The sequence below is a fragment of the Massilia sp. UBA6681 genome (assembly GCF_002454935.1).
Classification (GTDB): domain Bacteria; phylum Pseudomonadota; class Gammaproteobacteria; order Burkholderiales; family Burkholderiaceae_D; genus Telluria; species Telluria varians.
Genome location: NZ_DKJX01000117.1, coordinates 18,959 through 45,877, shown reverse-complemented (window position 1 = coordinate 45,877; position 26,919 = coordinate 18,959). Strand labels below are relative to the sequence as shown.

Genomic DNA, 26,919 nt, shown 5'->3' with positions numbered 1-26,919 from the left:
TAGCCGCGTTGTTCAAGCGTGGAGTCAATCCTGATCCGGTGCGCTAGCAGCATCGTGACTCTCCAGCGCCGCGCGCAGCTGGCGGCGGTAGTTGCGCAGCCCGCACAGGCGGCTCGAGAAGCAGTGGACGATCGTCATCAGGTCCTGCACCATCTCCTGCTCGGGCGACAGGCGTTCCTGGTTCAGCACCAGCAGTTCGCAGCCGTGCAAGGCTGCGTGATGCGCGAGCTGGCTCTCGGTCCCTCACGCTCCCAGCGCTGCAGCGTCTTGACCGTGATTCCCAGCAGCTTCGCTGCGTGTCCGATTCCTAAAGTGCTTTCCATGATCATTATTCGACACTTGGGTGCACATTAAGTTCGACTAGGGTCTAGCTACTTGTCCTCGTCCTTGCCCCTGGCCTCGACATGCTTGATGCCGCGCCTGGCAAGGCCCTCCCTCAGCAGGAATTCGATTTCCGCGTTCACGCTGCGCAGATCGCGGGCGGCGAGGCGTTGCAACTCCTCCCACAAGGCCGGGTCTATCCGTAGAGGAAACGCTTTTTTGCCAGGACTTGCCATGCTCTTCGGGTGCTAGTTATAAAGTGTGCCCGTGTTGACGATCGGCTGGGTTTCCTTGTCCGAACACAGCACCACGAGCAGGTTGCTGACCATGGCCGCCTTGCGTTCGTCGTCGAGCTCGACGATGCCCCGCTCGGACAATCCCCTCAGCGCCGCTTCGACCATGCTGACGGCGCCGTGCACGATCTTGGCGCGGGCGCTGATGATCGCCTCGGCCTGCTGGCGACGCAGCATGACCTGCGCAATCTCGGCAGCATATGCCAAATGGGTGAGCTTTGCATCGAGCACCTCGACACCCGCCGCCTCGAAGCGCGCCTGCAGCTCGCGCTGGAGGGCGTCGGCCACCACATCCATGCCGGCGCGCAGCGTGGTTTCGCCTTCCGGCAGGTCCTCGCCTTCGTCGTAGGCATATTGCGAGGCCAGGTGGCGCAGTGCGGCTTCCGCCTGGATCGAGACGTAGCGCTCGAAGTCATCCACGTCGAACACGGCCTGGGCGGTGTCGCGCACGCGCCAGACGACGGCCGCGCTGATCTCGACCGGGTTGCCGCGCTTGTCGTTGACCTTCAGCGTCGGGGCGTTGAAATTGCGGGCGCGCAGCGACAGGCGCCGTTTCTTATAGAGCGGAAAGGCCCAGCGCAGGCCTTCGCTGCGGTCGGTGCCGATGTACTTGCCGAACAGGGTCAGGATGGCGCTTTCGTTCGGCTGGAGCATGAACAGGCCGCCCAGGCAGACGGCAGAGAACAGGCCCATCGCGAAACTCAGCAGGATCGAGGGAAACTCCCCTGTTCCAAACAGGAAGAGGGCAGCCAGCAGCAGGACAACGCCGGCAGCGGCTGCCAGGTAACCATTCACGGATGAGAACGCCTTTTCGTGGCGCGTATGTGCTGCGTGCATACTCGACTCCCCTCAGAAAGTAACATCAAAGTGATATCACTTTAGGATCACCAGAAATTATTGTCAAGCAATTCCGACAAGCTTTATGACATCCTGCAAGCGTAGTAGAGTTGCATGTCCCGATTACCGAATGCCGACATGCCGCGCCAGCCCGCCCTCTCCCTCGTATTGAGCCTCCTGCTCGCCGCCTCCGCCCAGGCCCAGGGCCTGTCCGCCACCGAACAGCGCATCCTCGAGCAGGTCAAGGCCTGGCAACCCGAGGCCATCGGGCTGCTCGAGCGCAGCGCCCGCATCAACAGCGGCACCTTCAACCTGGCCGGCGTGCGCGCCACCGGCGAGGTGTTTCGCAAGGAGCTGGAAGCCCTGGGCTTCAAGACCGTCTGGATCGACATGCCGCGCGACATGGGGCGTGCCGGCCACCTGGTCGCCAACCGCATGGGCAAGCAAGGCAAGCGCCTGCTGCTGCTCGGCCACCTCGACACCGTGTTCGAACCCGACGCGCCCGCCCCGCTGTGGGAACGCGAGAACGCCACCACCGCACGCGGCCAGGGCGTGGCCGACATGAAGGGCGGGAACGTGGTCGCGATCGCGGCCCTGCGCGCCCTGCACCGCGCCGGGGCGCTCGAGAACACCACCATCACCGTGGTGTTCACCGGCGACGAGGAAGAAGCCGGCCACCCGCGCGAAGTCTCGCGCCGCGACATGATCGAGCTGGCCAAGCTGAGCGACGTGGCGCTCAGCTTCGAAGGCGCCGTCACCGGTCCGGATGGCCAGCCGATGGCGACCGTCGGGCGCCGCGCCACCGCCTTCTTCGACCTCGACGTCAAGGGCCGGCAAGGCCACTCGCAGGGCGTGTTCGGTCCCGCCGGCTACGGCGCCGTGTACGAGGCCGCGCGCATCCTCGACGGCTTCCGCCAGCAGGTGGTGGAGCCGGGCCTGACCTTCAATCCGGGCGTGATCCTGGGCGGCACCGACGTCACGCTCGACGAGGCCAATGCGAAAGGCACGGCCGCCGGCAAGACCAACGTCGTCGCCAACACGGTGACCGTGCGCGGCGACCTGCGCTACCTCGACTACGCCCAGCGCGACCGCGCCCACGCGCGCATGCGCGAGATCGTCGCGCAGAGCCTGCCGGGCGCCGGCGCCACGATCGCTTTCCGCGATTCCTATCCGCCGATGGCGGTCACGCCGGGCAACCTGAAGCTGCTCGACCTGTATTCGCAGGCCAGCCTGGATGCCGGCCTGGGCGCGGTCGGCGCGGTGCCGGCCACCATGCGCGGCGCCGGCGACATCCAGTTCGTCGCCCCCCTCATCGACAGCCTCGATGGCCTGGGCGCCAGCGGCGGCGCGGCCCATTCGCCCAACGAGCGCATCGACCTCACTTCCCTGGAGCGCTCGGCGATCCGCGCCGCACTGTTGATGTACCGCCTGACGCGATAGATGCCCCGCACGGCTGGCGAAATTCGATGGCAAAGCCAGCCGCTTCGCTGCAGAATAGGCTTGCCGGAGCATTCGCGACCATCCAGGAGGCTGTCATGCGTGCGTGGACATATCTGCTGATCCTTATTTCCTTCTGCATGAGCGCCTGCGGCGGAGGCGGCGGCAATCCCGGCACCACCGGCCGCACCCCGGCGCCGCCGACCGCCACCACCGGTTCGCTGGCGATCACCACCAGCGGCCTGCCCGCCGGCGTGAACGCCTCGGTGCGTGTCAACGGCCCCGCCAATTACCAGCAGGACCTGACTGGCTCGCAAACCCTGTCGAATCTCGCGCCCGGCAGCTACAACCTCGCCGCCGCACCCGTCACCGCGGGCGGCCTCACCTATACGCCCTCGCCCGCCTCGCAAAGCGCCGTCGTCAGCGCCGGCGCCGCTGCCAGCGCCACGGTGTCGTATGCGAACGCGCCAGCGAACATCGCGCTGAGCCAGGTGGCGGCCAACCTCGACAACCCGACCTACCTCACCGCCCCGGCGGGCGACACGCGCCTGTTCATCGTCGAGCGGGCCGGACGCATCCGCATCGTCGACAACGGCACTACGCTTACCGCCCCCTTCCTCGACATCAGCGGCCGCGTCTTCACCGGCGGCGAAGGCGGCCTGCTGTCGATGGCCTTCGACCCGCAGTTTTCCAGCAACCGCTACTTCTACCTCTACTACACCGACCCGCAGCAGAACATCGTCATCGAGCGCTTCAGCGCGGGCAGCAATCCCAACCTGGCCGATCCGACTTCGGGTCTGGTCATCATCCGCATCCCGCACCCCGGTTTCACCAACCATTTCGGCGGCCAGGTCGCCTTCGGCCCCGATGGCAACCTGTACCTGGCCACCGGCGACGGCGGCGGCGCGGGCGACCCGAACCGCAACGGCCAGAACCTGGGCTCCCTGCTCGGCAAGCTGCTGCGGATCGACGTGCGCAACGCCACTGCCGCCCAGCCCTACGCGATCCCGGCCGGCAATCCCTATATCAACCAGGCGGGGCGGCGCGCCGAGATCTGGGCGGCCGGGCTGCGCAACCCCTGGCGCTTCGCATTCGACGGCAGCCAGCTCTACCTGAGCGACGTCGGCCAGGACCGGCGCGAAGAGGTCAATATCGGCCCGGTGTCCGCGGCAGGGCTCAACTACGGCTGGAACACGATGGAAGGCACGCTGTGCTACAACGCCGCCAGCTGCGAGCGCAGCGGCCTGACCCTGCCGGTCTTCGAATACGACCATGGCAGCAACGACGCCAACGGCTGCTCGATCACGGGCGGCTTCGTCTACCGTGGCAGCGCCATTCCCGGGTTGCAGGGACGCTATTTCTATTCCGATTACTGCCGCGGATTCCTGAAGAGTTTCCTTGCTTCGGGCGGCAGTGTCGGCGAGCAGCGCGACTGGAACGTGGGCGACATCGGCAACGTGGTCTCCTTCGGGCAGGACGGCCAGAACGAGTTGTACCTCATGACGTCGCGCGGCATCGTCTATAGAATAGGACCTTCCGCCAACCCATGAGCGATTCATGCGCTTAAAATAGAGAGATGGCACGCTTACAACTTACCTTCCCCGAAGACCAGTTCTACTATTCCACCCCGATGTCGGTACGCGTGACCGACATCAATGCGGGCAACCACCTCGGCAACGACTCGATGATCTCGATGATCTCCGAGGCACGGGCGCGCTTCCTGTTCGAGTTCGGCGTCGCCGAGACCGAGCGCGACGGCACCGGCATCATCGTCACCGACCTGGCTACGACCTACCGCGCCGAAGCGCATGCGCGCGACCAGCTGCTGTTCGAGGTGGGGGTCATGGACTTCAACAAGTACGGCGGCGACATCATCTTCCGCATCACGCGCCCGCGCGACCGCAAGCTGATCGCCATGGCCAAGCAGGGCTTCGTCTTCTTCAACTACAAGTCCAGCCAGGTCGTGATGATGCCCGAGGAGTTCCGCGGCAAGTTCGACCGGGTTAACTGGATCGACTGAGAAGGCTGGCCCGGCAATCGGGCCCAGCGTTTCGGGCCGGGGCTCTCCCGGCCTATCCCCTTTCCGAACCTGGCCTGCCAGGGCTCGTCGTCATTTTCCAAAATAGTTGGAACTTTTCTGCTGCCTCGGCGGAATACAGGTAAGAGATGACGACCATGACCACGATCACCCCCGACACCGCCGACCACGAACTGCTGCGCCTGACGCATGCGGGCCGCGCCGACGCCTTCACGGCGCTGTACCGGCGCCACCAGGGTCCGCTGTACCGCTACGCGCTGATGCGCTGCGGGTCCGCGGACATGGCTGCCGACGTGGTGCAGGAAGCCTTCATGGGCCTGCTCACGAAGCGTTTCGGCTTCGATCCGCTACGCGGCCAGCTGCAGCATTTCCTGTTCGGCGTGGCGCGCAATGTGATCCTGAAGCTGGAGGAAGCGCGCCGGCGCCACGTGGCGCTGCCGGAGCCGCGGGTGGAAGAGGACCAGGACGGCGAGCTGGAGCTCGACCTCGCCTGCGAAGGCGCCGAGCCGCTTGCCCGCCTGCTGGGCAATGAGGCGGCCGAGGAAGTGCGGCGCGCGCTGGCCCTGCTGCCGGCGCACTACCGCGACGTGGTCATCCTGTTTGAACTGCATGAACTGTCGTACCAGGAGATCGCCGCGGTCTGCCAGGTGGATATCGGCACCGTGCGCTCGCGCCTGTCGCGCGGCCGGGCAGCCCTGGCCAAGCGCCTGCAGGCGCACGCACCAAGCGCATGCCTCGCGAATTGATGGAGTAAATGATGGATACCAAGGACAAGCAAGACAAGCTCGCCCCCTGCTTCGCCGCGCTGCGCGGCGAGCTGGCCGGCATCGACACCCCGCGCTGCGTCGAGAAGGAACTGCTGCAGGCCTTCGAGCGCCAGTTTGCACCGACGAAGCGCCGCTGGTACCAGGCCCTGAGCCTGCCCCAATGGGGCACCGCCGGCGCCCTGTGCTCACTGACGGTGGTCGTGCTGCTGCTGGCGCATTCGCCGCACCAGGCCGTGAGCGTGAGCAGCCAGCCCCTGGTCAGCTTCGACAGCGGCGGCGCCTTCGTCGCCCTCGATTCGCTCGAGCGGATCGAGGCCGAACCCGATGCGCGGCTGGTCGAGACCGAGGTGCCGCGCACCGCGCTGGCGCCGCTCGGCGTGCCGGTCAGCCCGGAAAACGCGGCCGACACCGTGCGGGCCGAGATGCTTGTCGCCGCCGACGGCCATCCGCTGGCCGTGCGGCTCAGTTCCACCAACTAGGACCAACGATCTTTACCCACAAGAGGACATGACATGAACAAGAAGATTCTGCTTGCAGCACTGCTGGCCTGCGCCTTCGCCCCGGCCCTGGCCGGTGAGATGGGCTTCGACGAAGAACAGGTCGCCGAGCGCCGCATCGTCACCCGCACCGGCGGCGAACTGCAGGCCGGCCACCCGGACGCCATGAACTTCGTCGATGCCGTGGGCGGCGGCGCCACGATGGTGCACATGTCGCGTGCCCGCATGATCAAGAATGCGCCCTACAGCGCCGAGATGGTGTCGGAGCGCACCCAGACCCTGGGCGACGGCAACCAGATCGTGCGCAAGACCAGCACGATGAGCTACCGCGACAGCGCCGGCCGCACCCGCACCGAGGTGCGCGGCGAAGACGGCGAACTGCGCACCGTGATGATCCACGATCCGGTGGAAGGGGTGCGCTATGTCCTGCGTCCGCGCGACAAGACCGCGATCAAGGTCTCGGCGCCGAACGGCGCGGCCATGGCCGCCGTGCGTGAACAGGCCCGCGCCGCCGCCGCTGCCTCGGCCGCCGAGGCGCGCGTGGCCGGCGCCCAGGCCCGCATCAAGATCGAGGAATTGCGCCGCGAAGGCAAGCTGCCGGAAGGCGAACGCTTCATCATCAAGCAGGTCGAGCGCTCCGGCAGCAAGGCCGGCGAACACAAGGACGTGCAGATCCGCATCGCCCAGGTGGCGGGACCGCAGGCGGCGGCGCGCGTGGCGCCGGTGCTCGCCGGCGCGCTCGGCGACCACAAATGGGCCGGCAAGGCGGAAACCAAAGACCTCGGCACCCGCGAATTCAACGGCGTGAAGGCCACCGGCGTGCAGCGCAGCTACGAGATCCCCGCCGGCGAGATCGGCAACCGCAGCCCGATCGTCGTCAGCACCGAGACCTGGACCGCGCCGGAACTGCAGGCCGTGGTGTACCAGAAGCGCAGCGACCCGCGCAGCGGCGAATTCGTCTACCGCGCCGACAACCTGAAGCGCGAGGAGCCTGCCGCGGCCCTGTTCACCGTGCCCTCGGACTACACGGTGAAGGATTCGGCGGCGCTGGCCAGGGAGGCTGCCGAAAAAGCGGCTGCGGCGCGCGCGAAGGCCGGGAAGAACGGCTGACCAGCCCCCGAAAAAACAAACCGGCGCGTCGGTTCACCGAGGCGCCGGTTGGGTGGATCAGGAAACGATTCAGGACTTCTTCTGCAGGATGGTCTTGTCGAACCACTCCTGGATCATGCGCTTCTCGAAGCGCCGGGGTTCGCTGTCGTGCAGGCGGCTGCCGCGCTGCAGGTAGTTCATGTCCGACAGCTTGGCCTTGCCGCTCTGGATCACCTGGCCGTTGGCGCTCAGGGTGTAGCGCAATTCCATGACCGGCCAGTCCGCCATGCCTTTCAGCACGCGCAGGTCGTTCCCGCCGCGCGTGTTCGGGTATTCACGGCCGGCGAGGTCGATGTCGGTCACGTCCACCGTCAGCTCCTGCCCGGCCGGCAGCGACTTGCCCAGTTCGACAAAATAATCCGCCAGGTCTTCCAGCACTTCCTTGCGTTCCCATGGCGCGAACGGCAGGTCGGAGAACTTGTCGGACTCCACGTAATTGACGGTCACGCCCGCCGAGGCGGCGCCGGCACCCAGCGCGAACAGGGCCGCGAGGGCCACTTTGCCAACCAGCGTTTTCATTGCTTTCCCTTTCATTGTTCCGGCCCCCTTCATGTTCCGAATATACGCCCTTTGCGCCGCCTTTCCAGTGCCGGATTGTCGGCGTTTTGTATCGAAATGTTAGGTCCGCAAGACAAATGGCTTCGGCAAATGGAAACGGCGCCTTGCGGCGCCGCATTTCCCCCTGCCGGTATGGCGGTTCAGCCGGGCTTCTTGGTCAGGATGGTCTTCTTGAACCAGTCCTGCAGCATGCGCTTCTCGTAGCGCAGGTTGTCCATTTCCATGGACATCTTCACCTTGCGGTTCATGTAGCCCACGTCGGAAATCTGGGCGGTGCCGCTGTCGAACACCTGGCCCTTGCTGCTCAGCGCGTACTGCAGTTCGATCAGCGGCCAGTCGGACTTGCCCTCGAGGACGCGCATGTCGCCGCTGGCGCGCTGGCCAGGGTATTCGCGGCCGGCCAGGTCGACGTTGTAGATATTGACGGTCAGGTCGGTACCAGCCGGCAAGTCCTCGCCCAGCTTCTTGATGTAGTCCGCCAGCTTGTTCAGGACATCCTTGCGTTCCCAGTCGCCGCTCGGGAGGTCCGCGAACTGCTCCATATTGACGTAGTTGACGGTCACTTCCGCCGAGGCGGTGCCGGCGCCCAGTGCGAGTGCGACCGCGAGAGCTGCTTTACTCACCGTTTTTTTCATCTGTCCCCCTCCCTTTTACTGTTCAATATTCTTACCCGTCAATAAATATACGCCCTTTGTGTCCGCTTGCCACGCCTCTTTTGTGGAAGTTTTGCATCGAAGAGTTAGATTACGCACAGGGCATATGCCGGGCCCGGCCGACAATGAGGGGGGAGGAGGTCGAACCATGCCCGAAGGACCGTCGCTATATATCTTGAAGGAGCTGGTCAGGGATTTCACCGGCCAGGAGATCGTCCGCGCCGACGGCAACGTCCGCGCCATCGATCCGGCGCGCCTGGTGGGCCAGCGAATCGAGGCCATCCACACCTGGGGCAAGCACCTGCTGATCGAGACGCCGGACATGGTGGTGCGCGTCCACTTCCTGTTGTTCGGCACCTACCGCATCAACGAGCGGCGCGAGGAGAAGACCCCGCGCCTGTCCATCGAAACCGCCAACGGCAACGAGCTCAACCTCTATGCCTGCCAGGTCCGGGAGATCGACCGCGCCACGTATGAGGCCTACGATTTCAGTGCCGACGTCATGTCGGACGCCTGGGACCCGAAGAAGGCGCGCAAGAAGCTGCGCGCCCAGCCCGACATGCTGGCCTGCGACGCCCTGCTCGACCAGGACATCTTTTCGGGCGTCGGCAACATCATCAAGAACGAAGTCCTGTTCCGCATCCGCGTGCATCCGCTGTCGACGGTCGGCGCCCTCCCCGCGCCCAAGCTGCGTCTACTGGTCGACGAAGCCCGCCAATACTCCTTTGACTTCCTGGAATGGAAGCGTCAATACGTGCTCAAGCAGCATTGGCTGGCCCATGCAAAACGCATTTGCCCGCGCTGCAACATCCCTTTTTTGAAAGCCAAGCTCGGGCGCAGCAACCGCCGCAGTTTCTACTGCGAGCGCTGCCAGAAACGCTACGACTAGGACATGGTTTCCGGCTGTGTGACATCGTTAACCAACACTTTTAATGTTGCCTGTTGTTAAGGACTGATGGTCGTACTACAATCGTTTTGACTTGCGGCTATGTCTTATACGTTTCCCGCCGCCAAACGTTGCGATTGATCAACCCGAGCAAACGGTAAGCCTATGTCCTTCCTCTCCAACGCGGCGCCAAAGTTGGCTCCATGGAAAGTCCTGCTGGTCGACGACGAGCCCGACATCCATGACATCACCAAGCTGACCCTGTCCCGTTTCCGCCTCGACGGCCGCGCGCTGCAGTTCCTGCATGCCTACAGCGGCGAGGAGGCCAAGGCGGTGCTGGCGCGCGAGAAGGACGTCGCCCTGGTGTTCCTGGACGTGGTGATGGAGCGCGAGGACAGCGGCCTGGAAGTGGCGCGCTGGATGCGCCAGGACCTGGACAACCAGTTCACCCGCATCGTGCTGCGCACCGGCCAGCCGGGCCAGGCGCCGGAAGAGCGCGTGATCGTCGATTACGACATCAACGATTACAAGGAAAAGACCGAGCTCGATCGCACCAAGCTGTTCACCACCACCTTCGCCGCCCTGCGCGCCTACCGCGACATCATGAAGGTCGAGGATGCGCGCCGCGCGCAGCAGACCTACCGCGAAGGCCTGGAACGCGTGATCGCCGCCTCGACCCACATCTTCCAGCAGCGCAGCCTGAAGGATTTCGCCAATGGCCTGCTGCAGCAGGTGGTGGCGCTGCTGCGCCTGGAGCAGAGCATGCTGCTGCGCCTGAAGGGCGCGAGCGTGATCACGGGCGAGAGCCAGTACGAAGTGCTGGCCCAGATCGGCGACATGGATGGCGACGACATGGGTCCTGAGCTGGTCGCCCGGCTCGACGACGCGCGCCACAACCGCATTTCGCGCCTGCACGGCGACACCTATGTCGGCTACTTCCCGAACCGCACCGGCAAGGCCTCGCTGCTGGTGCTCAAGGGCGTGGAAGAGATCGCGGAGATCGACGCCCAGCTGCTCGAGGTGTTCTGCTCGGGCGTGGCGATCGCCTTCGACAACATCCTGCTGAACCAGGAGATCACCGATACCCAGGCGGAGCTGATCCTGCGCCTCGGCGACGTGGTCGAGTCGCGCTCGAACGAAGCCGGCAACCACGTGCGCCGCATGGCCCAGGTCTGCCACCTGCTGGCCCAGGCTTCCGGCATGCCGGAAGACGAAGTCGCGACCCTGATGCACGCCGCGCCGATGCACGACGTGGGCAAGATCGCCACCCCGGACGCGGTGCTGCTCAAGCCGGGCAAGCTGACCGAGGACGAATGGGAAGTGATGAAGCAGCACCCGACCGTGGGCCTGCAGATCCTGGACGGCTCGCAGCGCCCGATCCTGAAGGCCGCCGCCGTGATCGCCCACCAGCACCACGAGAAGTTCGACGGTACCGGTTATCCGCAGGGCCTGCGCGGCGACGCCATCCACCCCTACGCCCGCATCGTGGCGGTGGCCGACGTGTTCGACGCCCTGAGCCACAAGCGCTGCTACAAGGACGCCTGGCCGGCCGCCAAGGTGACCGAGCACCTGCGCGAGGTGGCGGGGCACCACCTGGATCCGTATTACGTGGATCTGCTCATCAAGAATATGGACAAGGCGCTGGAGATCAATGCGGCCTGGCCAGACTGATCTTGTAGCGTGGGCGGGAGACCCACCCACCCTACAACATCATTTTTTGAGCGAGCGCGGGAAGCGCAGCTGATACCGCAGCCCCTGCCCCGGCGCGCTGTCCGCCTTTACCGTCCCGCCCAGCGCGCCCGTCACCAGGTTGTACAGGATGTGCGCCCCCAGTCCGCTGCCCCCGGTGCCGCGCTTGGTGGTGAAGAAGGGGTCGAACAGCTTGCCCAGCGTCTCCTGGTCCATTCCCACGCCGTCGTCCGCATAGTCGAACAGCACCTGCTCCCCCTCCTGCGCCACGCGGATCGTGATGCGTCCCGGCTGGTCGCGCTCGAAGCCGTGCAGCAGCGAGTTCACGACCATGTTGGTGACGATCTGCGAGACCGCGCCCGGCGAGCTGTCCAGCACCAGGTCCGGCGGGCAGTCCAGTTCCACCTTGATCGGCCGCCCCTTGAGCTTGGGCTGCAGCGACAGCAGCACTTCCTGCACGTAGCTGCACAGCTTGAAGTTGCGGATGTCCCCCGAGGACTGGTCCACCGCCACCTGCTTGAAGCTGCGCACCAGGCTTGCCGCGCGCTGGGTGTTGGTGGTCATGATGCGCAGCGACTGGTCGACGATGTCCAGGAAGCTGTTCAAACTGTCCTCGGTCATCGTGCCCGCGGCCAGCTCTTCGCGCGTGAGCTTGAGTTCCTGCACCAGGTGGCTGGTGGCGGTCACGCAGATGCCCAGCGGGGTGTTGATCTCGTGGGCCACGCCGGCCACCAGGCCGCCCAGCGACGCCATCTTCTCCTGGCGCACCAGTTCGCCCTGCGCCACCTGCAGCTTGTGCAGGGCTTCGTTCAGCGCTGCGTTCTGCACTTCCAGCGCCTCCTTGGTCTTGCGGATCTTGCGGTCGGCCTGCATGCGCGCCAGCGCCACCGCGACATGGCTGGCCATGAAGGCCAGCAGGTCCAGTTCCGCCTTGGTATAGGTCACCGACGGGTCGTAGCTCTGCACCACCAGCACGCCGTAGGGCTGGTCATGCACCAGCATCGGCGCGCCCATCCAGCTGGCGATGTCGGGGTTCCCGAAGGGCGCCCTGACCAGGCCGTTGGCGACCAGGTGCTTGACGCTGGTGGCGTCGTGGAGCTGCGCCTGCTTGCTCGTCAGGACGTAGGAGCACATGCCCTGGCCTACCGGGAAGCGCGTCACCGGGGCCGTACCGTCCTTCTCGTCCACGAAGTAGGGAATGCTGATTTCCTGGGTATCCGGATGGTGCAGCGCGATCAGGAAGTTCTTCGCCACCATCAGCTCGCCGATGATGCCATGCAGGCTGGTGGTCAGGGTGGCGGTATCCAGCGCCTGGGCCGACAGGCTGGCGATCTGGTACAGCGCGTGCTGCACCTGCTCGGCGCGGCGGCGCTCGGCCACTTCGACCGCCAGCGCCGCTGTGCGCTCCTGCACCGCGCGCTCCAGCCGGTCCATGCTCTGCAGGCCCTGCAGAGCATTCGACACGTGGTTGGCGATTTCCGAGAACAGCGCCTGGTCTTCCTCACTGTAGGTGATGCCCTGCGTATAGCTCTGGATTACCATCGCGCCCAGCGCCTGGTGGTGGCGGTCGAGCAGGGGCGCGCCCATCCAGTGCTCGGCGGCGGCGCCGTGTCCCCACTGCATGCCTTCGCGCTCGCGCGCCAGGAAATCGTCTGCGGTGATCATCAGGCGGCGCTTGTTCACCACCACCCAGGAAGTCGGCGACTCTTCCGGCGCCGCCAGCCGCACCTTTTGCCCGCTTACCGGCACCTCGGCGTCGGCTTCGTCGACGAAGTACGGGAACCAGATCGTCCCCTCCTCGCGGTCGCACAAGGCCACATAAAAGTTGGCCGCATACATGATGCGGCCGAGCGCGCGGTGCACCGCGCCGATGAAGTCGACGATGTCGTTGCAGCTGGTCGACAGCTCCCCGATTTCGAGCAGCATCGACTGGACTGCTTCCAGCCGGGCGAGACGGTCCATTGCTTCCCCCCAAGGTAATTAATTCCAATGGGAAATATTAGCAGTTCAGACCGTCCAGCCGAAGCCTTATTCGCGAAGTGTGGCTTATCCGCGCGGGGCGCGGAAATCGTTCTCGATCCAGGCGTAGGCCGAGGCCGGGGTCAGCTTGAAGCTGGCCGGCACCCGCACCTTGGCCACCTGCTCGCCCATTTCGTCGGTGGCGGCCAGGATGGCATACGGATCGTCGTCGTCCGGCACGATGTCCAGCGTCACCTTCAGTTCGCCGTTCTCGGTGGAGACCGTGGTCTTCTTGTGCAGGATCGCGTGCAGGTGCTGCTCATGGCGGCGGATCACTTCGGACGCCGTCTTGATCAGCGTGTTGAAGGCATTGACGTCGAGCGGCTTCGGGTTCTTCTTGTCGCGTCCCATGGTCCAGGGGCCGACCAGGGCCGGTTCCCGCTCGCCATCCTTGTACATGGCAACCGCCCAGCCTTCGTCGTCGTCGTTCTTGATCACGCGCGCGGTCCAGCCGTTCCCCTGCCACAGCCGGGCTTCCTGCACCAGGGCGTTCTCTTCGCCTTCGTGCTCGTGTTCGTCATGTACGTTCATGGTCGTGTTTCCCTATGCCTCAAAGCAGAGATCATAGAGGAAACCGGCCCCAGGAAGAAGCCCGTTTGGCTTAAGCCTCAGGCATAACGGGGGCAGCGCCAGTCGGGACCGCGCGGCGGCCGTACAGGCGGGCGCACCGGGGTCGGGCGCGGATCGACCGCGGGAGAGGGCGTCTCCCGATTGAACGGGTTGATGATGATCGGCGGAATGGTAGGTGGCGCCGATGGCGGGCCTTTAGGACCGCTGTTGGCCAACGCGGGATGCAGAACGGCCAGGTGGTCCCCCATTTTCTGGATGACAGCGTGCATAGGATCCCCCTGCTTCAGGAACAGGCTGTCAGTATAGGAAAGGATACGTTCATTACAAGGCCAAATCGACCACGTTTGTTGCCGCGCGGTTGTACTGTCTTCATCCACTTATCGCGTCTGCATGCGTCCCGGCGCGTCAATTGTGCAGTTTGTCGCAAAGCTGTGGCCGCAGCCGGCGCGGGCCCTTACAGTTCAACCATGCCGCATCGATAAGCGCACCCGAAAACCAGCCCACTGAAGAGGACCACCATGAAAAACCTTGCCAAGATCGCCATCCTGTTCCTGTTTGCCGTCCTGCTGCTGGACATCGCCTTCGATGCCGCCGACTTCATGAGCTTCAATATCGACGGCGACCAGGTCGACGGTCCGCTGGGCGCCCTGCTGGCCGTGATCTTCGCAGGCGGCGGCCTGGTGCTTGCCGGCGTGGTCATGCTGGTGGTGGGTGCGGTGCTGGCGGTGGTGTTCGCCGGCGTGGGCGTGATCGTCGTCGGTGCGCTCGGCTTTGCCGCAGTGGCCGTCGCGCTGGCACTGTCGCCGCTGCTGCTGCCGCTGCTGGTGCCGGTGGCGATCATCTGGTACCTGGTCAGCCGCAGCCGCAAGGACCGCGTCGCCGAGCCGGTGCACAAGGCGGCCTGATCTCCGCAGCGCGAGTCCAGGACGGCCGGGAACTTCCCGGCCGTTTTCGTTTTACGGTGCAGCGTGCGACGCCCGGCGTGCGAGGCCAGTCAATACAGAACAGGTAGAATCGGCCAAAGACCACCCGAACCGATAGCCACATGCAAGTCCCGCCCCCACGCGCCGTGCGCACGATCCGCCCCACTCCGCTGTCGCGGCTCGTGATCATCACGGGCGGACTTATCGCGGCGCTGGGCCTGATCACCGGCGCGATGCTGTACGCCAGCTACCAGGATGCGCTGCGCGAACAGCAGGTCACCCTGCGCAACGTCGCCATCGCCTTCGCCGCGCAGACGGCGGGCGTGGCCCAGGCGATCGACAGCGCCGCGCAGCAGGCCGCGCGCATGCTGCTGCAAGAGACGCCATCCTCGTCCGGGATAGCCGACGGCCGCGAGGGCCTGGCCCATCCCTACCTGGCACGCATCGTACTGTTCGACACCGCCGGGCAGCAGCTCGCGTGACCTGCCCGCCATCAAACCGCCCGCCGGCGACGTGCCGCGCCGCATCACGATCACCGACATCGACCGCAGCACCGGACGCGGCATCCTGAATTTCGTGCACCCGGTGCGCGACCGCAGCGGCCGGCGCATCGGCACCGTGGTGGCGCAGGTGGACTCGGTGCGCTTCGAGCAGCTGTACAACCTGGTGGAACTCGGCAAGGGCGGCTCGGTCACCCTGCTGCACCGCGACGGCACCATGCTGGTGCGCGGCCCCGGCTTCCCGGCCGGCATCGGCCGCTCCTTCGCCGACACGCCGCTGTTCCGCGAGCAGCTGCCGCGCGCCAGCCGCGGCGCCTTCGAGGCATACAGCCCGATCAACGGCTCGGCCGGCCTGTACGGCTACGACGTGGTGGAAGGCTTCGACCTGGTAATCATCACCGGCATGGCGCGCTCGGTCGCGCTGGAAGCATGGTACGGACGGCTGTGGACGGCTTTGGCCTTCTACCTGCTGCTCGCGCTGGTGCTGTCGCTGCTGGCCTGGCGCGTGGCGCGCGACACTCGCCGCCAGTTCGGGTTGATCGACATGGTCTCGGCCAGCGAGGCGCGCCTGGCCAAGAGCTTCGACTACCTGGCCTCGATCGTCAACGCGGTGGGCGCCCCGATCTGGGTGCTGGACGACGCGCGCCGCATCGTGCTGGCCAACGAGGCCTTCGCGCGCCTGGTCGGACGCCCGCGCGAGAGCCTGCCGGGCCTGGATGAAAACACCGTGCTCGACGGCGCCGCCCCCGAGCGCGAACGCCGCTATGCCGCCGTGCTGGCGCATGGCGGCACCCTGGACGCCACCGGCACCATGCACGACGGCAGCGGCGAGAGCCGCACCGTGATCCAGCTGACCTCGCGCCTCGCCGGCGACGACGGCAAGGCGCACCTGGTCAACGTGCTGACCGATATCACCGAGCGCGAACGCGCCGAGGCGCGCCTGGCCTGGCTGGCAGAATTCGACGCCATCACCGGCCTGCCGAACCAGGCCCAGTTCTGGCGCCTGATGGAAGCGCGTATTGCCGCCGCCTCGGCCGGCGGGCGCGAGCTGGCCGTGGTCGCACTGGTGCTCGAACGCCTGCACGAGATCGTGGACCTGCTCGGCCACGAGGCCGGCGACCGCGCGCTGCGCCAGGTGGCCGATTTGCTGCGCGGCGCTTCCGGTGAAACAGCGGTAGCGGCGCGCATCCGCGGCGGCGAGTTCGCCTTCATGCTCGATGCCGGCGGCGGGCGCCATGAAGTGGAGGCGTTCGCGCTGAAGCTGCACGCGCTGATGTCGGGTCCCCTGCAGGTGGATGGGCGCGACTTCTTCCTCGACCCGGTGCTGGGCGTGGCCCTGTGTCCGCACGACGGCCGCAACGCGGACGAGCTGTACCGCAGCGCGCAGGGCGCCGCCAGCGGCGCCGGCATCGAGGTCGACGAAGCGGTGCACTTCTTCTCGGCCAGCCGGCACACCGAACTCGGACAGCGCCTCACCGTCGAGGCGCACCTGCGCCGCGCGCTCGAGCGCGGCGAGCTGCGCCTGGTGTACCAGCCCAAGGTCACGGTGCGCGAGCAGCGGCTGGTCGGTTTCGAAGCCCTGCTGCGCTGGACCAATCCCGAACTGGGGGTGGTCTCGCCCCTCGACTTCGTACCGATCGCCGAACGCACCGGCCTGATCATCCCGATCGGGGCCTGGGTGCTGGAGCAGGCCTGCCGCCAGATGGAGGATTGGGCGGCGCGTTTCGGCCGTCCCGTGAAGGTGGCGGTCAACCTGTCGCCGCGCCAGTTCCACCAGAAGTCCCTGCTCGACACCATCCGGCGCTGTCTGGCCCAGTACCAGGTGCCGGAAGGCAGCCTGGAACTCGAGATCACCGAGACCGCCCTGATGAGCCGCGAGCAGGAAGTGGACCAGCTCATGCACGAGATCCGCAGGCTGGGCGTGGACCTGGCGATCGACGATTTCGGCACCGGCTACTCGAGCCTGGCCTACCTGAAGCGTTTCCCGGTGTCGCGCCTGAAAGTGGACCGGGCGTTCGTGCGCGACCTCGGACGCGACGAGGACAGCGCCGCGATCGCGCTCTCGATCGTCAACCTGGCGCGCGGCCTGAAGCTGCAGGTGGTGGCCGAGGGCGTCGAGACCGAGACCCAGCTGGCGGTGTTGCGCGAGATGGCCTGCGACGAATACCAGGGTTTCCTGTTCAGCAAACCGCTGGAAAGCGCCGAGGTGGAGGCGCTGTTGGGGCGCTCGGCCTGAGCACCCCTTTCTTGCATTACACGCGTTCGATCATCAGGGCGATGCCCTGTCCAACCCCGACACACATGGTGCACAGCGCGAAGCGGCCTTTGGTGCGCTGCAGCTGGTAGGTCGCGGTCGTCACCAGGCGCGCGCCCGACATGCCGAGCGGATGGCCGAGCGCGATCGCGCCGCCGTAGGGGTTCACGCGCGGGTCGTCGTCGGCGACGCCCAGCTCGCGCAGCACGGCCAGGCCCTGGGAAGCAAACGCCTCGTTCAGCTCGATGAGGTCGACCTGGTCGAGCGTCATGCCGAGCTGGCGCAGCAGCTTCTGCGCCGCCGGCGCCGGACCGATGCCCATCACGCGCGGCGCCACGCCGCTCGCGGCCATGCCGACGATGCGCGCACGCGGCACCAGGCCGTAGGCCCGCGCGGCCTCCGCGTTCGCGAGCAGCAGCGCGCAGGCGCCATCGTTCACGCCGGAGGCGTTGCCGGCGGTGACGCTGCCGTCCGCACGCACCACGCCTTTCAACTTGGCCAGCGCCTCGAGGCTGGTCTCGCGCGGATGCTCGTCACGTCCGAAGCGCAGCGCTTCTCCTCTCTTCTGGGGCACCAGGACCGGGACGATTTCGTCGTCAAACAGGCCGTCGCGCTGCGCCTGGGCCGCCTTCTGCTGGCTCCTGAGGGCGAACAGGTCCTGGTCCGCGCGCGAGATGCGGTAGTCGACGGCGACATTTTCCGCCGTCTCCGGCATCGCATCCAGGCCGTGCAGCTCCTTCATGCGCGGGTTCGGGAAGCGCCAGCCGATCGTCGTGTCGTAGATCGCCGCATTGCGCGAGAAGGCGCTGTCGGCCTTGCCCATGACGAAAGGCGCACGCGTCATCGACTCGACGCCGCCGGCGATCATCAGGCGCGCCTCGCCGCTGCGGATGGCGCGCGCGGCGCTGCCGACCGCGTCCAGGCCCGAGCCGCACAGGCGGTTGACGGTGGAGCCGGGCACCGCCGAGGGCAGGCCGGCCAGGAGCAGCGACATGCGCGCCACGTTGCGGTTGTCCTCGCCGGCCTGGTTGGCGCAGCCGAGGATCACGTCGTCGACGGCGTTCCAGTCCACGCCCGGGTTGCGGCGCATCAGCTCGCGCAGCGGCACGGCCCCGAGGTCGTCGGCGCGCACGTCTTTCAAGGCGCCGCCGTAGCGGCCGATCGGGGTGCGGACCGCATCGCAGATGAATGCCTCGTTCATGCTTGTGCTCCTTGTTCTTTGGACAGCGGCAGAAGCCGGGCAGCGGTCACCGCCTGCAGGTCCTTGAAGGTGAGGCCCGGCGCCATCTCGCGCACCTGCAGCCCTTGCGGGGTGACGTCGAGCACGGCCAGGTCGGTATAGATGCGGCTCACGCAGCCGATGCCGGTCAGGGGGTAGGTGCATTGCTCGACGATCTTGGACTCGCCCGTCTTGGTCTGGTGCTCCATCATCACGAACACCTGCTTGGCGCCGATGGCCAGGTCCATGGCGCCGCCCACGGCGGGAATCGCATCCGGCGCGCCGGTATGCCAGTTGGCCAGGTCGCCGCTGCCGGACACCTGGAAGGCGCCCAGCACGCAGATGTCGAGGTGGCCGCCGCGCATCATCGCGAACGAGTCGGCGTGGTGGAAGTACGAACCGCCGGTCAGCAGGGTTACTGGCTGCTTGCCGGCGTTGATCAGGTCTTCGTCTTCCTCGCCGGGCGCGGGCGCCGGGCCCATGCCGAGCAGGCCGTTCTCGCTGTGCAGGAAGACTTCGCGTTCCGGCGGCAGGAAATTCGCCACCTTGGTCGGCAGGCCAATGCCGAGGTTGACGTAGGCGCCTTCCGGGATATCCTGGGCGACGCGCTCGGCCATCTGCTCACGACTGTATCGGCTCATGCTGCCTCCTTGACGACACGTTGAACGAAAATGCCCGGGGTGACGACCGTTTCCGGGTCGATCGCGCCGAGCTCCACCACCTCCGCCACCTGGGCGATGGTGACCTTGGCCGCCATCGCCATGATCGGACCGAAGTTGCGCGCCGTCTTGCGGTACACGAGGTTGCCCCAGCGGTCGCCGCGCAGCGCCTTGACCAGGGCGAAATCGGCGTGGATCGGCGACTCCAGCACGTAGTGGCGGCCGTCGATGACGCGGGTCTCCTTGCCCTCGGCCAGCAGGGTGCCGTAGCCGGTGGGCGTGAAGAAGCCGCCGATGCCGGCGCCGGCGGCGCGGATGCGTTCGGCCAGGTTGCCTTGCGGCGTCAGCTCGAGTTCGATGCCGCCCTCGCGGTAGAGCGCGTCGAAATGGTGGGAATCGTGCTGGCGCGGGAAGGAGCAGATCATCTTGCGCACGCGCCGCTCGCGGATCAGCGCGGCCAGGCCGGTTTCGCCGTTGCCGGCATTGTTGTTGACGATGGTGAGTTCGCGCGCGCCCTGGGCCAGCAGCGCGTCGATCAGCGCGGCCGGCATGCCGGCATTGCCGAAGCCGCCGATCATGATGGTGGCGCCATCGTGGATGCCGGCCACGGCCTGCTCCAGCGATGCGCATGTCTTGTCGATCATGGTGTCCTCTGTACGGTTTAATGAATCAGGAAGCGGCGCAGGCATGCGCTGAAATCCTCGGGGCATTCGATGTTCGATAGATGCGAGGCCGCCAGCTCCTCCCCCTGCGCATCCGGCACCTGCGCGGCCAGCCAGCGGGCGTCCTCCACCGTCGTGACGGGGTCGTAGCGGCCGGCGATCACGAGCAGCGGACTGGCGATGGCGGCGACCTCGCCACGCAGGTCGGCCTGGGCCAGCGCTTCGCAACAGGCGGCATAGCCTTCCGCCGCGGTGGCGCGCAAGCCCTGCACCAGGCGGTCGACCGCGGCCGGCTCGCGGTCGATGAAGCCGGGGGTGAACCAGCGACCGGCAGCGCTGCCGGCCACGCCCTTCATGCCGTCGGCCCGTACCTGGGCGGCGCGCGCCAGCCAGCCTTCCTGCGTGCCGATGCGCGCGGCCGTGTTGGCCACCACCAGCTTGCCGATCCGGTCCTGGGCATGGACGCCCAGCCATTGCCCGGTCAGGCCGCCCATCGAGATGCCGCAGAAATGCGCGCGCCGAATGTCCAGCTGGTCCATCAGGCCCAGCACGTCGCGGCCGAGCCGTTCGATCGTCACCGGGCCGGCGCTGCCCGAGCGGCCATGGCCGCGGGTGTCGTAGCGCACGACGAAGAAATGTGCGGCCAGGACCGCCGCCTGCCGGTCCCACATGCCCAGGTCGGTGCCGAGGGAATTCGACAGCAGCAGGCAGGGCTTGGCGCGGCTGCCGTCGAGCTGGTAGTACAGTGGGATGTCGTCGAGTTGTGCGAATGCCATGATGATTCCTTGACCCTGCTTTTAGCCTTGGTCCCCGCCGCCGACGGGCAGCACGGTTCCGGTGATGTACGACGCCTCGGTTGAAGCCAGGAACAGGATCGCGCCGACCTGTTCGTCGATGGTTCCGTAGCGCTTCATCTGGCTGCTGGAGCGGGTCTGCTCGACGATGCCGGCATACCAGCTTTGCTCCTGCTCGCTCAGCGGCTGCGGATTGCGCGGAATCTTGCGCGGCGGCGCCTCGGTGCCGCCGGTAGCCACCGCGTTCACGCGGATGCCGCTGCCGGCGTGTTCGAAAGCCAGGCTGGCGGTGAGGGCGTTGACGCCGCCCTTGGCCGCCGAGTACGGAATGCGGTAGATGCCGCGCGTGGCCACCGAGGACACGTTGACGATCGCGCCCCTCCCCTGTTCCAGCATGGCCGGCAGCACCGCCCGGCAGCCCCACAGGGTCGGGAACAGCGAGCGCCGGATCTCGGCCTCGATCTGCGCCTCTTCGTATTCCTGGTAGGGCTTGGCCCAGATGGTGCCGCCGACGTTGTTGACCAGGATGTCGATGCGCCCGTAATCCTCGATCGCACGGGCCGCCATGTGGCTGGCCCCGGCCCAGGTTTCCAGGTCGGCCTCGACCACCACCACCTGGGCGCCGAACGCGGCGGCTTCCTGCGCCACTTCGTGCACCAGGGGCGAGCGGTCGGCCAGCAGCAGCTGGGCGCCTTCGCGCGCCGCACTGAGGGCGACACCGCGGCCGATGCCCTGGGCGGCGCCCGTCACGACCATCACCTGGTCCTTGAACCGGTCCGGATGGATCATGCGGCACCTCCGCTGCTGGCCGAGAATTTCTCGAAGTAGAAGTTGGCAGGCTTGACGCCCAGGCCGTCCAGCCAGCCGCGCACCGCCTCCACCATCGGCACCGGACCGCACAGGTAGACGTCGACCTCGCCGCCATTGACCCAGCCTGGTTCCACGTGGGCGGTGGCATAGCCCTTGCGCAGGTGGCAGCTGGCGTCGCTGGACACGCAGGTGATGTATTCGAACTGCGGGTGCGCAGCGGCGATGCGGTCCAGGTGGTCCAGCTCGACCAGGTCGTGGTCGTTGGTGACGGCATAGACCATTTTCACGGGCTGGCTGAAGCCCTGTTTGTCGAGCACGTCGAGCATGGACAGGAAGGGCGCGATGCCGGTCCCGCCTGCCAGCAGCAGCAATGGGCGCTGGAGCGGACGCAGGTAGAAGCTGCCGAACGGGCCGGCGAAGCTGATCGCGTCGCCCACCTTGGCCGCGTTGGCGAGGTAACTGCTCATCAGGCCACCCGGCACGTTGCGCACCACGAAGCTGGCCAGGGATGCGCCCGGCGCCGAACTGAACGAGTAGGAGCGGGTTTCCTGGGTGCCGGGCACGGTGACGTTCACGTACTGCCCGGGCAGGAAATCCAGCGCGTCCGGCTCGTCCAGCGCCACCGAGAAGCGGAAGCTCGAAGGCGACAGCGCCGTGACTTCGGCAATCTTGCCCCCGAAGCTGTGCACGCCGGTCTTGCAGGCGCTGGAGGTGGCCGGGATGCGCACCACGCAGTCCGAGGTCGGACGCATCTGGCAGGCCAGCACGTAGCCGGCCGCGGCATCCTGGGGCTCGAGCGCATCCTCGATGTAGCTCTCCGGCGGCATGTCGTACCGGCCGGATTCGCACAGCCCGCGGCAGGTGCCGCAGGCGCCGTCGCGGCAGTCGAGCGGAATGTTGACTTTCTGGCGGTAGGCGGCGTCCGCCAGTTTCTCGTTGGGGTTACAGCTGATGAAACGGGTCACGCCGTCCTCGAACTGCAGTGCGATCGTATGGCTCATCGATGTCTCCTGCTTTTGCGTTGCTGATGTGCTGATGAATCAGATGTGATACACGTCGATGACCTGGCTGATGTAGTCGTTCTTCAGGACCACGTACTTGTCCAGGATCTTCGGACTTGGCCCACCGAACTCGATCACGTAGCGCGACATGCCGAAATGGCTGTAGGTCGTCTTGTAGCGGTGGCTCAGGGTGTGCCAGTTGAAACGCACCGTCAGGCGCGTGCCGTCGAGCTTCTCGACTTCCACGTTGGCGATGTTGTGGCTGGTGCGGGTGTCCGGCATGGTGGCGCTGGAGCGCTCGGTCTTGATGCGGAACACGCGGTCTTCCAGGCCCTGGCGGTTCGGGTAGTAGATCAGCGAGATCTCGCGCTGCGGGTCCGAGACCAGCTTGCCGTCGTCGTCCCAGGCCGGCATCCAGAACTGCGCCTCCGGGTCGTAGCACTCCAGCCAGTCGTCCCACTGCTCGTCGTCGAGCAGGCGCGCCTCGCGGTACAGGAAGGCGCAGATCTGCTGCATGGTCGGTTCGCTCATTTCGATCCCCCTTCCTCGAGCAGGGCGCGCTTCATCACTTCCAGCCAGTAGCGGTGCTGCACCGTGTACAGGCCCTCGTCCTCGGTGCGCACACCGCTCATCACCGGCTGCAGGCCGATTTCCTGGGCCGCCTCGTCCGGCCCCTTGATCCAGTGGGTGGCGCCGCGGCACATGTCGTTCCATTGCATGGCGCCGCCGGCGTAGCCTTTCTGGCAGGCGCGGAATTCTTCCAGGTCGTCGGGCGTGGCCATGCCGCTGACGTTGAAGAAGTCCTCGTACTGGCGGATACGGCGCGCACGCGCTTCGTCCGGTTCGCCTTTCGGGGCGATGCAGTAGATCGTGACCTCGGTCTTGTTCACGGCCAGGGGGCGCAGCAGGCGGATCTGCGACCCGAACTGGTCCATCAGGTAGACGTTCGGGTACAGGCACAGGTTGCGCGAGCGCTCCACCATCCAGTCGGCGGTGGCCTTGCCGTACTGCTCGGCGTATTCGGCATGGCGCGGGAAGTTGGGACGGTCTTCCGGATTCGCCCACTTGGTCCACAGCAGCATGTGGCCGTGGTCGAAGGCATAGAAGCCACCGCCCTGGCGGCCCCACTTGCCGGCGTCCATGGCGCGAATCTTGTCTTCACGCACCGCCTGCTCTTCCTTGCGGCGGCTGGTGGTGGCCGCATAGTTCCAGTGCACCGCGCTCACGTGGTAGCCGTCGGCGCCGTTCTCGGCCTGCAGTTTCCAGTTGCCCTCGTAGGTATAGGTCGAGGAGCCGCGCAGCACTTCCAGGCCGTCCGGCGACTGGTCGACGATCATGTCGATGATCTTGCCGGCATCGCCCAGGAACTCTTCCAGCGAGGGCACGTCCGGATTCAGGCTGCCGAACAGGAAGCCCTTGTAGTTGCCGAAGCGCGCCACCTTCTTCAGGTCGTGCGAGCCTTCCTTGTTGAAACACTCCGGATAGCCGGCGTCTTCCGGGTCTTTCACCTTGAGCAGCTTGCCGCTGTTGTTGAAGGTCCAGCCGTGGAAGGGGCAGGTATAGGTCGCCTTGTTGCCGCGCTTGTGGCGGCACAGCTGGGCGCCGCGGTGGCTGCAGGCATTGATGAAGGCGTTCAGCTCGCCCTGGCGGTTGCGCGCGATGAACACCGGCTGGCGGCCGATGTGCGTCGTGTAGTAGTCGTTGACGTTCGGGACCTGGCTTTCGTGGGCCAGGTAGACCCAGTTGCCCTCGAAGATGTGCTTCATCTCGAGCTCGAACAGGGCTTCGTCGGTGAAGGCGTTGCGGTGCAGGCGGTAATCGCCGCTGGCTTCGTCTTCGATCAGGTAGTCGTCGATGCGCTTCGGTGCGAAAGCGCTGACCGGACGGATCGGGATCATGGCGTTCTCCTCAGGCGGCGGCGCGCGGACGGTCCACCAGCGGGCTCGGGGCGGCGGCGGTGTCGCGGTACAGGCGGAAATCGAAATCGATCGAGGCGAAGGGCGCGTTCACGCGTTTCGCATCCAGCTGGGCCGGATCGTCGATGCGGCTTACTGCCGGCACCAGGCCTTCGCGGCTGGCGAAGGCGAAGTCGTCCCACAGGTACTCGTCGCCGTCGATGTTGATCTGGGTGGTGAGCTTGCGGTGGCCCGGGGCGGACACGAAGAAGTGGATGTGCGCCGGGCGCTGGCCGTGGCGGCCCAGCTTGTCGAGCAGCTGCTGGGTGGTGCCGTTCGGCGGGCAGCCGTAGCCCTTGGGCAGGATGCTGCGGAAGGCGTAGCGGCCCTGCTCGTCGGTGACGATGGTGCGGCGCAGGTTGAAATCCGACTGGGTGCGGTCGAAGAAGGAGTAGTTGCCCAGCAGGTTGGCGTGCCAGACCTCGACCTTGGCGCCGGCCAGCGGCTTGCCGTCCTGGTCGAACACGGTGCCCTGCATGAACAGGGTTTCGGCCTGCTCGCTTTCCGTGCCGTCGTCGAGGCGGGCGAAGCCCACGCTTTCCGGGGCGCCGGCGACGTACAGCGGGCCTTCGATGGTGCGCGGGGTGCCGCCTTCCAGGCCGGCCCTGGCTTCTGCCTCGTCGGCGCGGATGTCCAGGAAGCGCTCCAGGCCCAGGCCGGCGGCCAGCAGGCCCAGCTCGTTGGCGGCGCCGGCGGCCGACATGTAGGACACGCCGCTCCAGAATTCGCTCGGGCTGATGTCGAGGTCTTCGATGGCCTTGCACAGGTCGCCCAGCAGGCGCACGACGACTTGCTGCACACGGGCGTCGGCCGGCTTCGATGCGGCGTCCACGACCCAGTTCTTCGCCAGGGTTTCGATGTCTGCGTGGTTCATTTCAGTCTCCTTTGTAGTGGGTGGTGGGGTTAGCGGTCGTCAAGCCGGATCGAGGACGGGTGCCGGCACAGGGGCGTCACCTCGATCTGCATGTAGGGGAACAGCGGCAGCGACATCAAGAGCGCGTGCAGGGCCTCGTTGCTCTCGACGTCGAAGATGCTGACGTTGGCGTACTGGCCGGCGATGCGCCACAGGTGGCGCCAGGCGCCCTCTTCCTGCAGGCGCTGGGCCAGGGCCCTCTCGTCGGCCTTCAGGCGGGCGGCTTCCTCCACCGGCATCGATACCGGCAGCTGGACGTTCATGCGGACGTGGAACAGCATGCGTGGGTCTCCTTGTGTATTCGGTTAGCGGCGCTGCATCGCATGCAGCTTGTCCAGGTCGGGCTCGACGCCGAGGCCAGGGCCGGTCGGCACCTGCAGCATGAAGTCGCGGTAGACCAGCGGTTCGGCCAGGATTTCCTGGGTCAGCAGCAAGGGGCCGAACAGTTCGGTACCCCAGGCCAGTTCGGCGAAGGTGGCGCAGACGTGGGCGGTGGCGGCGGTGCCGATGCCGCCTTCGAGCATGGTGCCGCCGTACAGGCCGATGCCGGCCAGGCGCGCCACGGTCGCCACCTCCAGCGCCGGGGTCAATCCGCCGGACTGGTTGATCTTGACGGCATACACGTCGGCGCCGTCGGCGCGGGCAATCGCCATCGCGTCGTCCGGGCCGTGCAGCGCTTCGTCGGCCATGATCGCCACGTCGAAACGTGTCTTGAGCCTGCCGAGTGCCGCGACGTTGCCGGCCTTGACCGGCTGTTCGATCAGGTCGACGCCGCCGGCTTCCAGGGCGGCGATGCCGCGCACGGCATCGAGTTCGCTCCAGGCCTGGTTGACGTCGACCCGTACGCTGGCGCGCTCGCCCAGCGCGCGCTTGATGGCCAGCACGTGCTTGACGTCCTGATCGACCTCGCGCAGGCCGATCTTGAGCTTGAAGATGCGGTGGCGGCGCAGCTCGAGCATCTGCTCGGCTTCCTGGATGTCGCGGCTGGTGTCGCCGCTGGCCAGGGTCCAGGCCACCGGCAGCGCGTCGCGCACCCGGCCGCCCAGCAGTTCCGACAGCGGCACGCCGAGGCGCCTTGCCTGGGCGTCCAGCAGCGCGGTTTCGATCGCGCATTTGGCGAAGCGGTTGCCCTGCACCGCCTTGCGCAGCTTGGTCATGGCCCTGGCCACGCCGCTCGCGTCCATGCCGACCAGCAGCGGGGCGATGTAGGTGTCGATGTTGGTCTTGATGCTTTCCGGGCTCTCGTCGCCGTAGGCCAGGCCGCCGATGGTGGTGGCCTCGCCCCAGCCGGCGATGCCGTCCTCGCAACGCACCCGCACCAGCACCAGGGTCTGGGTATTCATGGTGGCGACCGACAGCTTGTGGGGGCGGATCGTCGGGACGTCGACCAGGAAAGTTTCGATGTTGGCGATGTTGGTTTTCATATTCAATGCGTATAATTCCGTCGGTAGAAGCACGATAATCCCGCTTGAAAGCGTCGTCCAAGACTAAGTTGGTATCACTTCGATACCTGGG

The 26,919-nt window shown here is 66.5% G+C and carries 29 protein-coding genes and 1 pseudogene; 11 read left to right on the top strand and 19 right to left on the bottom strand.

Translation table 11 applies throughout. The annotated features are described in order from the left end of the window. Nucleotides 1-24: 24 nt before the first annotated feature. The 4 genes and pseudogenes from B2R83_RS21760 to B2R83_RS21750 form a co-directional block, all read right to left on the bottom strand. Nucleotides 25-207 (bottom strand): annotated as a pseudogene (locus B2R83_RS21760) (hypothetical protein); the annotation flags it as partial. Continuing rightward, a complete protein-coding gene (locus B2R83_RS24080; RefSeq protein ID WP_414674460.1) occupies nucleotides 183-323 on the bottom strand; it encodes a MerR family DNA-binding transcriptional regulator in 141 nt (46 codons plus the stop codon). The gene B2R83_RS24080 and the pseudogene B2R83_RS21760, both read right to left, overlap by 25 nt. 48 nt (nucleotides 324-371) lie before the next feature. Then, a complete protein-coding gene (locus B2R83_RS21755) occupies nucleotides 372-557 on the bottom strand; it encodes a hypothetical protein (protein ID WP_292044924.1) in 186 nt (61 codons plus the stop codon). Between the two features lie 12 nt (nucleotides 558-569). Beyond that, nucleotides 570-1,451, bottom strand: coding sequence for an SPFH domain-containing protein (locus B2R83_RS21750; RefSeq protein ID WP_209589257.1), 882 nt, complete (start codon nucleotides 1,449-1,451; stop codon nucleotides 570-572). A gap of 114 nt (nucleotides 1,452-1,565) precedes the next feature. Here B2R83_RS21750 and B2R83_RS21745 point away from each other — a divergent pair, with 114 nt between their 5' ends. The 6 genes from B2R83_RS21745 to B2R83_RS21720 all read left to right on the top strand — a co-directional run bounded on the left by B2R83_RS21745 (nucleotide 1,566) and on the right by B2R83_RS21720 (nucleotide 7,300). Beyond that, nucleotides 1,566-2,891 carry a M20/M25/M40 family metallo-hydrolase gene (locus B2R83_RS21745; RefSeq protein WP_292044921.1) on the top strand — a complete coding sequence of 442 codons (1,326 nt, stop codon included), beginning with the start codon at nucleotides 1,566-1,568 and terminating at the stop codon, nucleotides 2,889-2,891. 95 nt (nucleotides 2,892-2,986) lie between these two features. Beyond that, nucleotides 2,987-4,438 (top strand): PQQ-dependent sugar dehydrogenase, encoded by a 1,452-nt coding sequence (locus B2R83_RS21740; protein WP_292044919.1) that lies wholly within the window; start codon nucleotides 2,987-2,989, stop codon nucleotides 4,436-4,438. A gap of 26 nt (nucleotides 4,439-4,464) precedes the next feature. Then, on the top strand, nucleotides 4,465-4,908 hold the full coding sequence (locus tag B2R83_RS21735) for a thioesterase family protein (protein WP_027865620.1): 444 nt from the start codon (nucleotides 4,465-4,467) through the stop codon (nucleotides 4,906-4,908). Between the two features lie 155 nt (nucleotides 4,909-5,063). Beyond that, entirely contained in the window at nucleotides 5,064-5,672 is a 609-nt protein-coding gene (locus B2R83_RS21730; protein ID WP_292044916.1) for an RNA polymerase sigma factor, read from the top strand. 11 nt (nucleotides 5,673-5,683) lie between these two features. Next, nucleotides 5,684-6,172, top strand: a complete 489-nt coding sequence (locus B2R83_RS21725) for a hypothetical protein (RefSeq protein ID WP_292044914.1) — start codon at nucleotides 5,684-5,686, stop codon at nucleotides 6,170-6,172. 33 nt (nucleotides 6,173-6,205) lie between these two features. Further along, nucleotides 6,206-7,300 (top strand): hypothetical protein, encoded by a 1,095-nt coding sequence (locus B2R83_RS21720; RefSeq protein ID WP_292044910.1) that lies wholly within the window; start codon nucleotides 6,206-6,208, stop codon nucleotides 7,298-7,300. Nucleotides 7,301-7,369: 69 nt separating this feature from the next. Here the strand turns inward: B2R83_RS21720 and B2R83_RS21715 are convergent, their stop codons facing one another. Further along, nucleotides 7,370-7,858, bottom strand: a complete 489-nt coding sequence (locus B2R83_RS21715; RefSeq protein ID WP_292044908.1) for a DUF3016 domain-containing protein — start codon at nucleotides 7,856-7,858, stop codon at nucleotides 7,370-7,372. A gap of 179 nt (nucleotides 7,859-8,037) precedes the next feature. Further along, a complete protein-coding gene (locus tag B2R83_RS21710) occupies nucleotides 8,038-8,520 on the bottom strand; it encodes a DUF3016 domain-containing protein (RefSeq protein ID WP_292044906.1) in 483 nt (160 codons plus the stop codon). 178 nt (nucleotides 8,521-8,698) lie between these two features. Between B2R83_RS21710 and B2R83_RS21705 the strand changes: the two genes are divergently transcribed. Continuing rightward, nucleotides 8,699-9,439, top strand: coding sequence for a DNA-formamidopyrimidine glycosylase family protein (locus tag B2R83_RS21705; RefSeq protein WP_292044904.1), 741 nt, complete (start codon nucleotides 8,699-8,701; stop codon nucleotides 9,437-9,439). A gap of 162 nt (nucleotides 9,440-9,601) precedes the next feature. Next, the gene (locus B2R83_RS21700; RefSeq protein ID WP_292044900.1) at nucleotides 9,602-11,107 is read left to right on the top strand and encodes a DUF3369 domain-containing protein; all 1,506 of its coding nucleotides are present in this window, start codon (nucleotides 9,602-9,604) and stop codon (nucleotides 11,105-11,107) included. A gap of 39 nt (nucleotides 11,108-11,146) precedes the next feature. Here B2R83_RS21700 and B2R83_RS21695 read toward each other — a convergent pair whose 3' ends face one another. Next, nucleotides 11,147-13,087, bottom strand: a complete 1,941-nt coding sequence (locus B2R83_RS21695; RefSeq protein ID WP_292044898.1) for a GAF domain-containing sensor histidine kinase — start codon at nucleotides 13,085-13,087, stop codon at nucleotides 11,147-11,149. An 84-nt stretch (nucleotides 13,088-13,171) separates the two neighbouring features. Next, the gene (locus tag B2R83_RS21690; protein ID WP_292044896.1) at nucleotides 13,172-13,675 is read right to left on the bottom strand and encodes a hypothetical protein; all 504 of its coding nucleotides are present in this window, start codon (nucleotides 13,673-13,675) and stop codon (nucleotides 13,172-13,174) included. A gap of 557 nt (nucleotides 13,676-14,232) precedes the next feature. Between B2R83_RS21690 and B2R83_RS21685 the strand changes: the two genes are divergently transcribed. From B2R83_RS21685 to B2R83_RS21675, 3 genes are all read left to right on the top strand, one after another. After that, nucleotides 14,233-14,619, top strand: a complete 387-nt coding sequence (locus B2R83_RS21685) for a hypothetical protein (RefSeq protein ID WP_292044895.1) — start codon at nucleotides 14,233-14,235, stop codon at nucleotides 14,617-14,619. A gap of 140 nt (nucleotides 14,620-14,759) precedes the next feature. Beyond that, entirely contained in the window at nucleotides 14,760-15,119 is a 360-nt protein-coding gene (locus B2R83_RS21680; protein ID WP_292044893.1) for a hypothetical protein, read from the top strand. A 31-nt stretch (nucleotides 15,120-15,150) separates the two neighbouring features. Further along, nucleotides 15,151-17,373, top strand: coding sequence for a bifunctional diguanylate cyclase/phosphodiesterase (locus tag B2R83_RS21675; protein WP_292044891.1), 2,223 nt, complete (start codon nucleotides 15,151-15,153; stop codon nucleotides 17,371-17,373). A gap of 16 nt (nucleotides 17,374-17,389) precedes the next feature. Here B2R83_RS21675 and pcaF read toward each other — a convergent pair whose 3' ends face one another. The 11 genes from pcaF to B2R83_RS21620 are packed head-to-tail and all read right to left on the bottom strand — an operon-like array spanning nucleotide 17,390 to nucleotide 26,828. Next, nucleotides 17,390-18,592, bottom strand: a complete 1,203-nt coding sequence (gene pcaF / locus B2R83_RS21670) for a 3-oxoadipyl-CoA thiolase (RefSeq protein WP_292044888.1) — start codon at nucleotides 18,590-18,592, stop codon at nucleotides 17,390-17,392. Then, nucleotides 18,589-19,251, bottom strand: a complete 663-nt coding sequence (locus tag B2R83_RS21665) for a CoA transferase subunit B (protein WP_292044887.1) — start codon at nucleotides 19,249-19,251, stop codon at nucleotides 18,589-18,591. Before B2R83_RS21665 ends, pcaF begins: the two co-directional genes overlap by 4 nt. Next, nucleotides 19,248-19,913, bottom strand: coding sequence for a 3-oxoacid CoA-transferase subunit A (locus B2R83_RS21660; RefSeq protein ID WP_292044883.1), 666 nt, complete (start codon nucleotides 19,911-19,913; stop codon nucleotides 19,248-19,250). Before B2R83_RS21660 ends, B2R83_RS21665 begins: the two co-directional genes overlap by 4 nt. 17 nt (nucleotides 19,914-19,930) lie before the next feature. Continuing rightward, a complete protein-coding gene (pcaD, locus tag B2R83_RS21655) occupies nucleotides 19,931-20,707 on the bottom strand; it encodes a 3-oxoadipate enol-lactonase (RefSeq protein WP_292044881.1) in 777 nt (258 codons plus the stop codon). 21 nt (nucleotides 20,708-20,728) lie between these two features. Next, entirely contained in the window at nucleotides 20,729-21,514 is a 786-nt protein-coding gene (locus B2R83_RS21650) for a 1,6-dihydroxycyclohexa-2,4-diene-1-carboxylate dehydrogenase (protein WP_292044879.1), read from the bottom strand. Then, nucleotides 21,511-22,536: a benzoate 1,2-dioxygenase electron transfer component BenC gene (gene benC, locus B2R83_RS21645; protein WP_292044878.1), complete on the bottom strand. Its 1,026-nt coding sequence runs from the start codon at nucleotides 22,534-22,536 to the stop codon at nucleotides 21,511-21,513. The genes B2R83_RS21650 and benC overlap by 4 nt, the downstream gene beginning before the upstream one ends. A gap of 39 nt (nucleotides 22,537-22,575) precedes the next feature. Next, complete coding sequence (benB, locus tag B2R83_RS21640) at nucleotides 22,576-23,067, bottom strand: benzoate 1,2-dioxygenase small subunit (RefSeq protein WP_292044876.1); 492 nt, start codon at nucleotides 23,065-23,067, stop codon at nucleotides 22,576-22,578. Further along, the gene (benA, locus tag B2R83_RS21635; RefSeq protein ID WP_292044874.1) at nucleotides 23,064-24,434 is read right to left on the bottom strand and encodes a benzoate 1,2-dioxygenase large subunit; all 1,371 of its coding nucleotides are present in this window, start codon (nucleotides 24,432-24,434) and stop codon (nucleotides 23,064-23,066) included. Before benA ends, benB begins: the two co-directional genes overlap by 4 nt. A gap of 10 nt (nucleotides 24,435-24,444) precedes the next feature. After that, the gene (gene catA, locus B2R83_RS21630; protein WP_292044872.1) at nucleotides 24,445-25,365 is read right to left on the bottom strand and encodes a catechol 1,2-dioxygenase; all 921 of its coding nucleotides are present in this window, start codon (nucleotides 25,363-25,365) and stop codon (nucleotides 24,445-24,447) included. A gap of 29 nt (nucleotides 25,366-25,394) precedes the next feature. Beyond that, nucleotides 25,395-25,685, bottom strand: coding sequence for a muconolactone Delta-isomerase (catC, locus tag B2R83_RS21625; RefSeq protein ID WP_292044871.1), 291 nt, complete (start codon nucleotides 25,683-25,685; stop codon nucleotides 25,395-25,397). Nucleotides 25,686-25,709: 24 nt separating this feature from the next. Further along, entirely contained in the window at nucleotides 25,710-26,828 is a 1,119-nt protein-coding gene (locus B2R83_RS21620) for a muconate/chloromuconate family cycloisomerase (RefSeq protein ID WP_292044869.1), read from the bottom strand. Nucleotides 26,829-26,919: the final 91 nt, after the last annotated feature.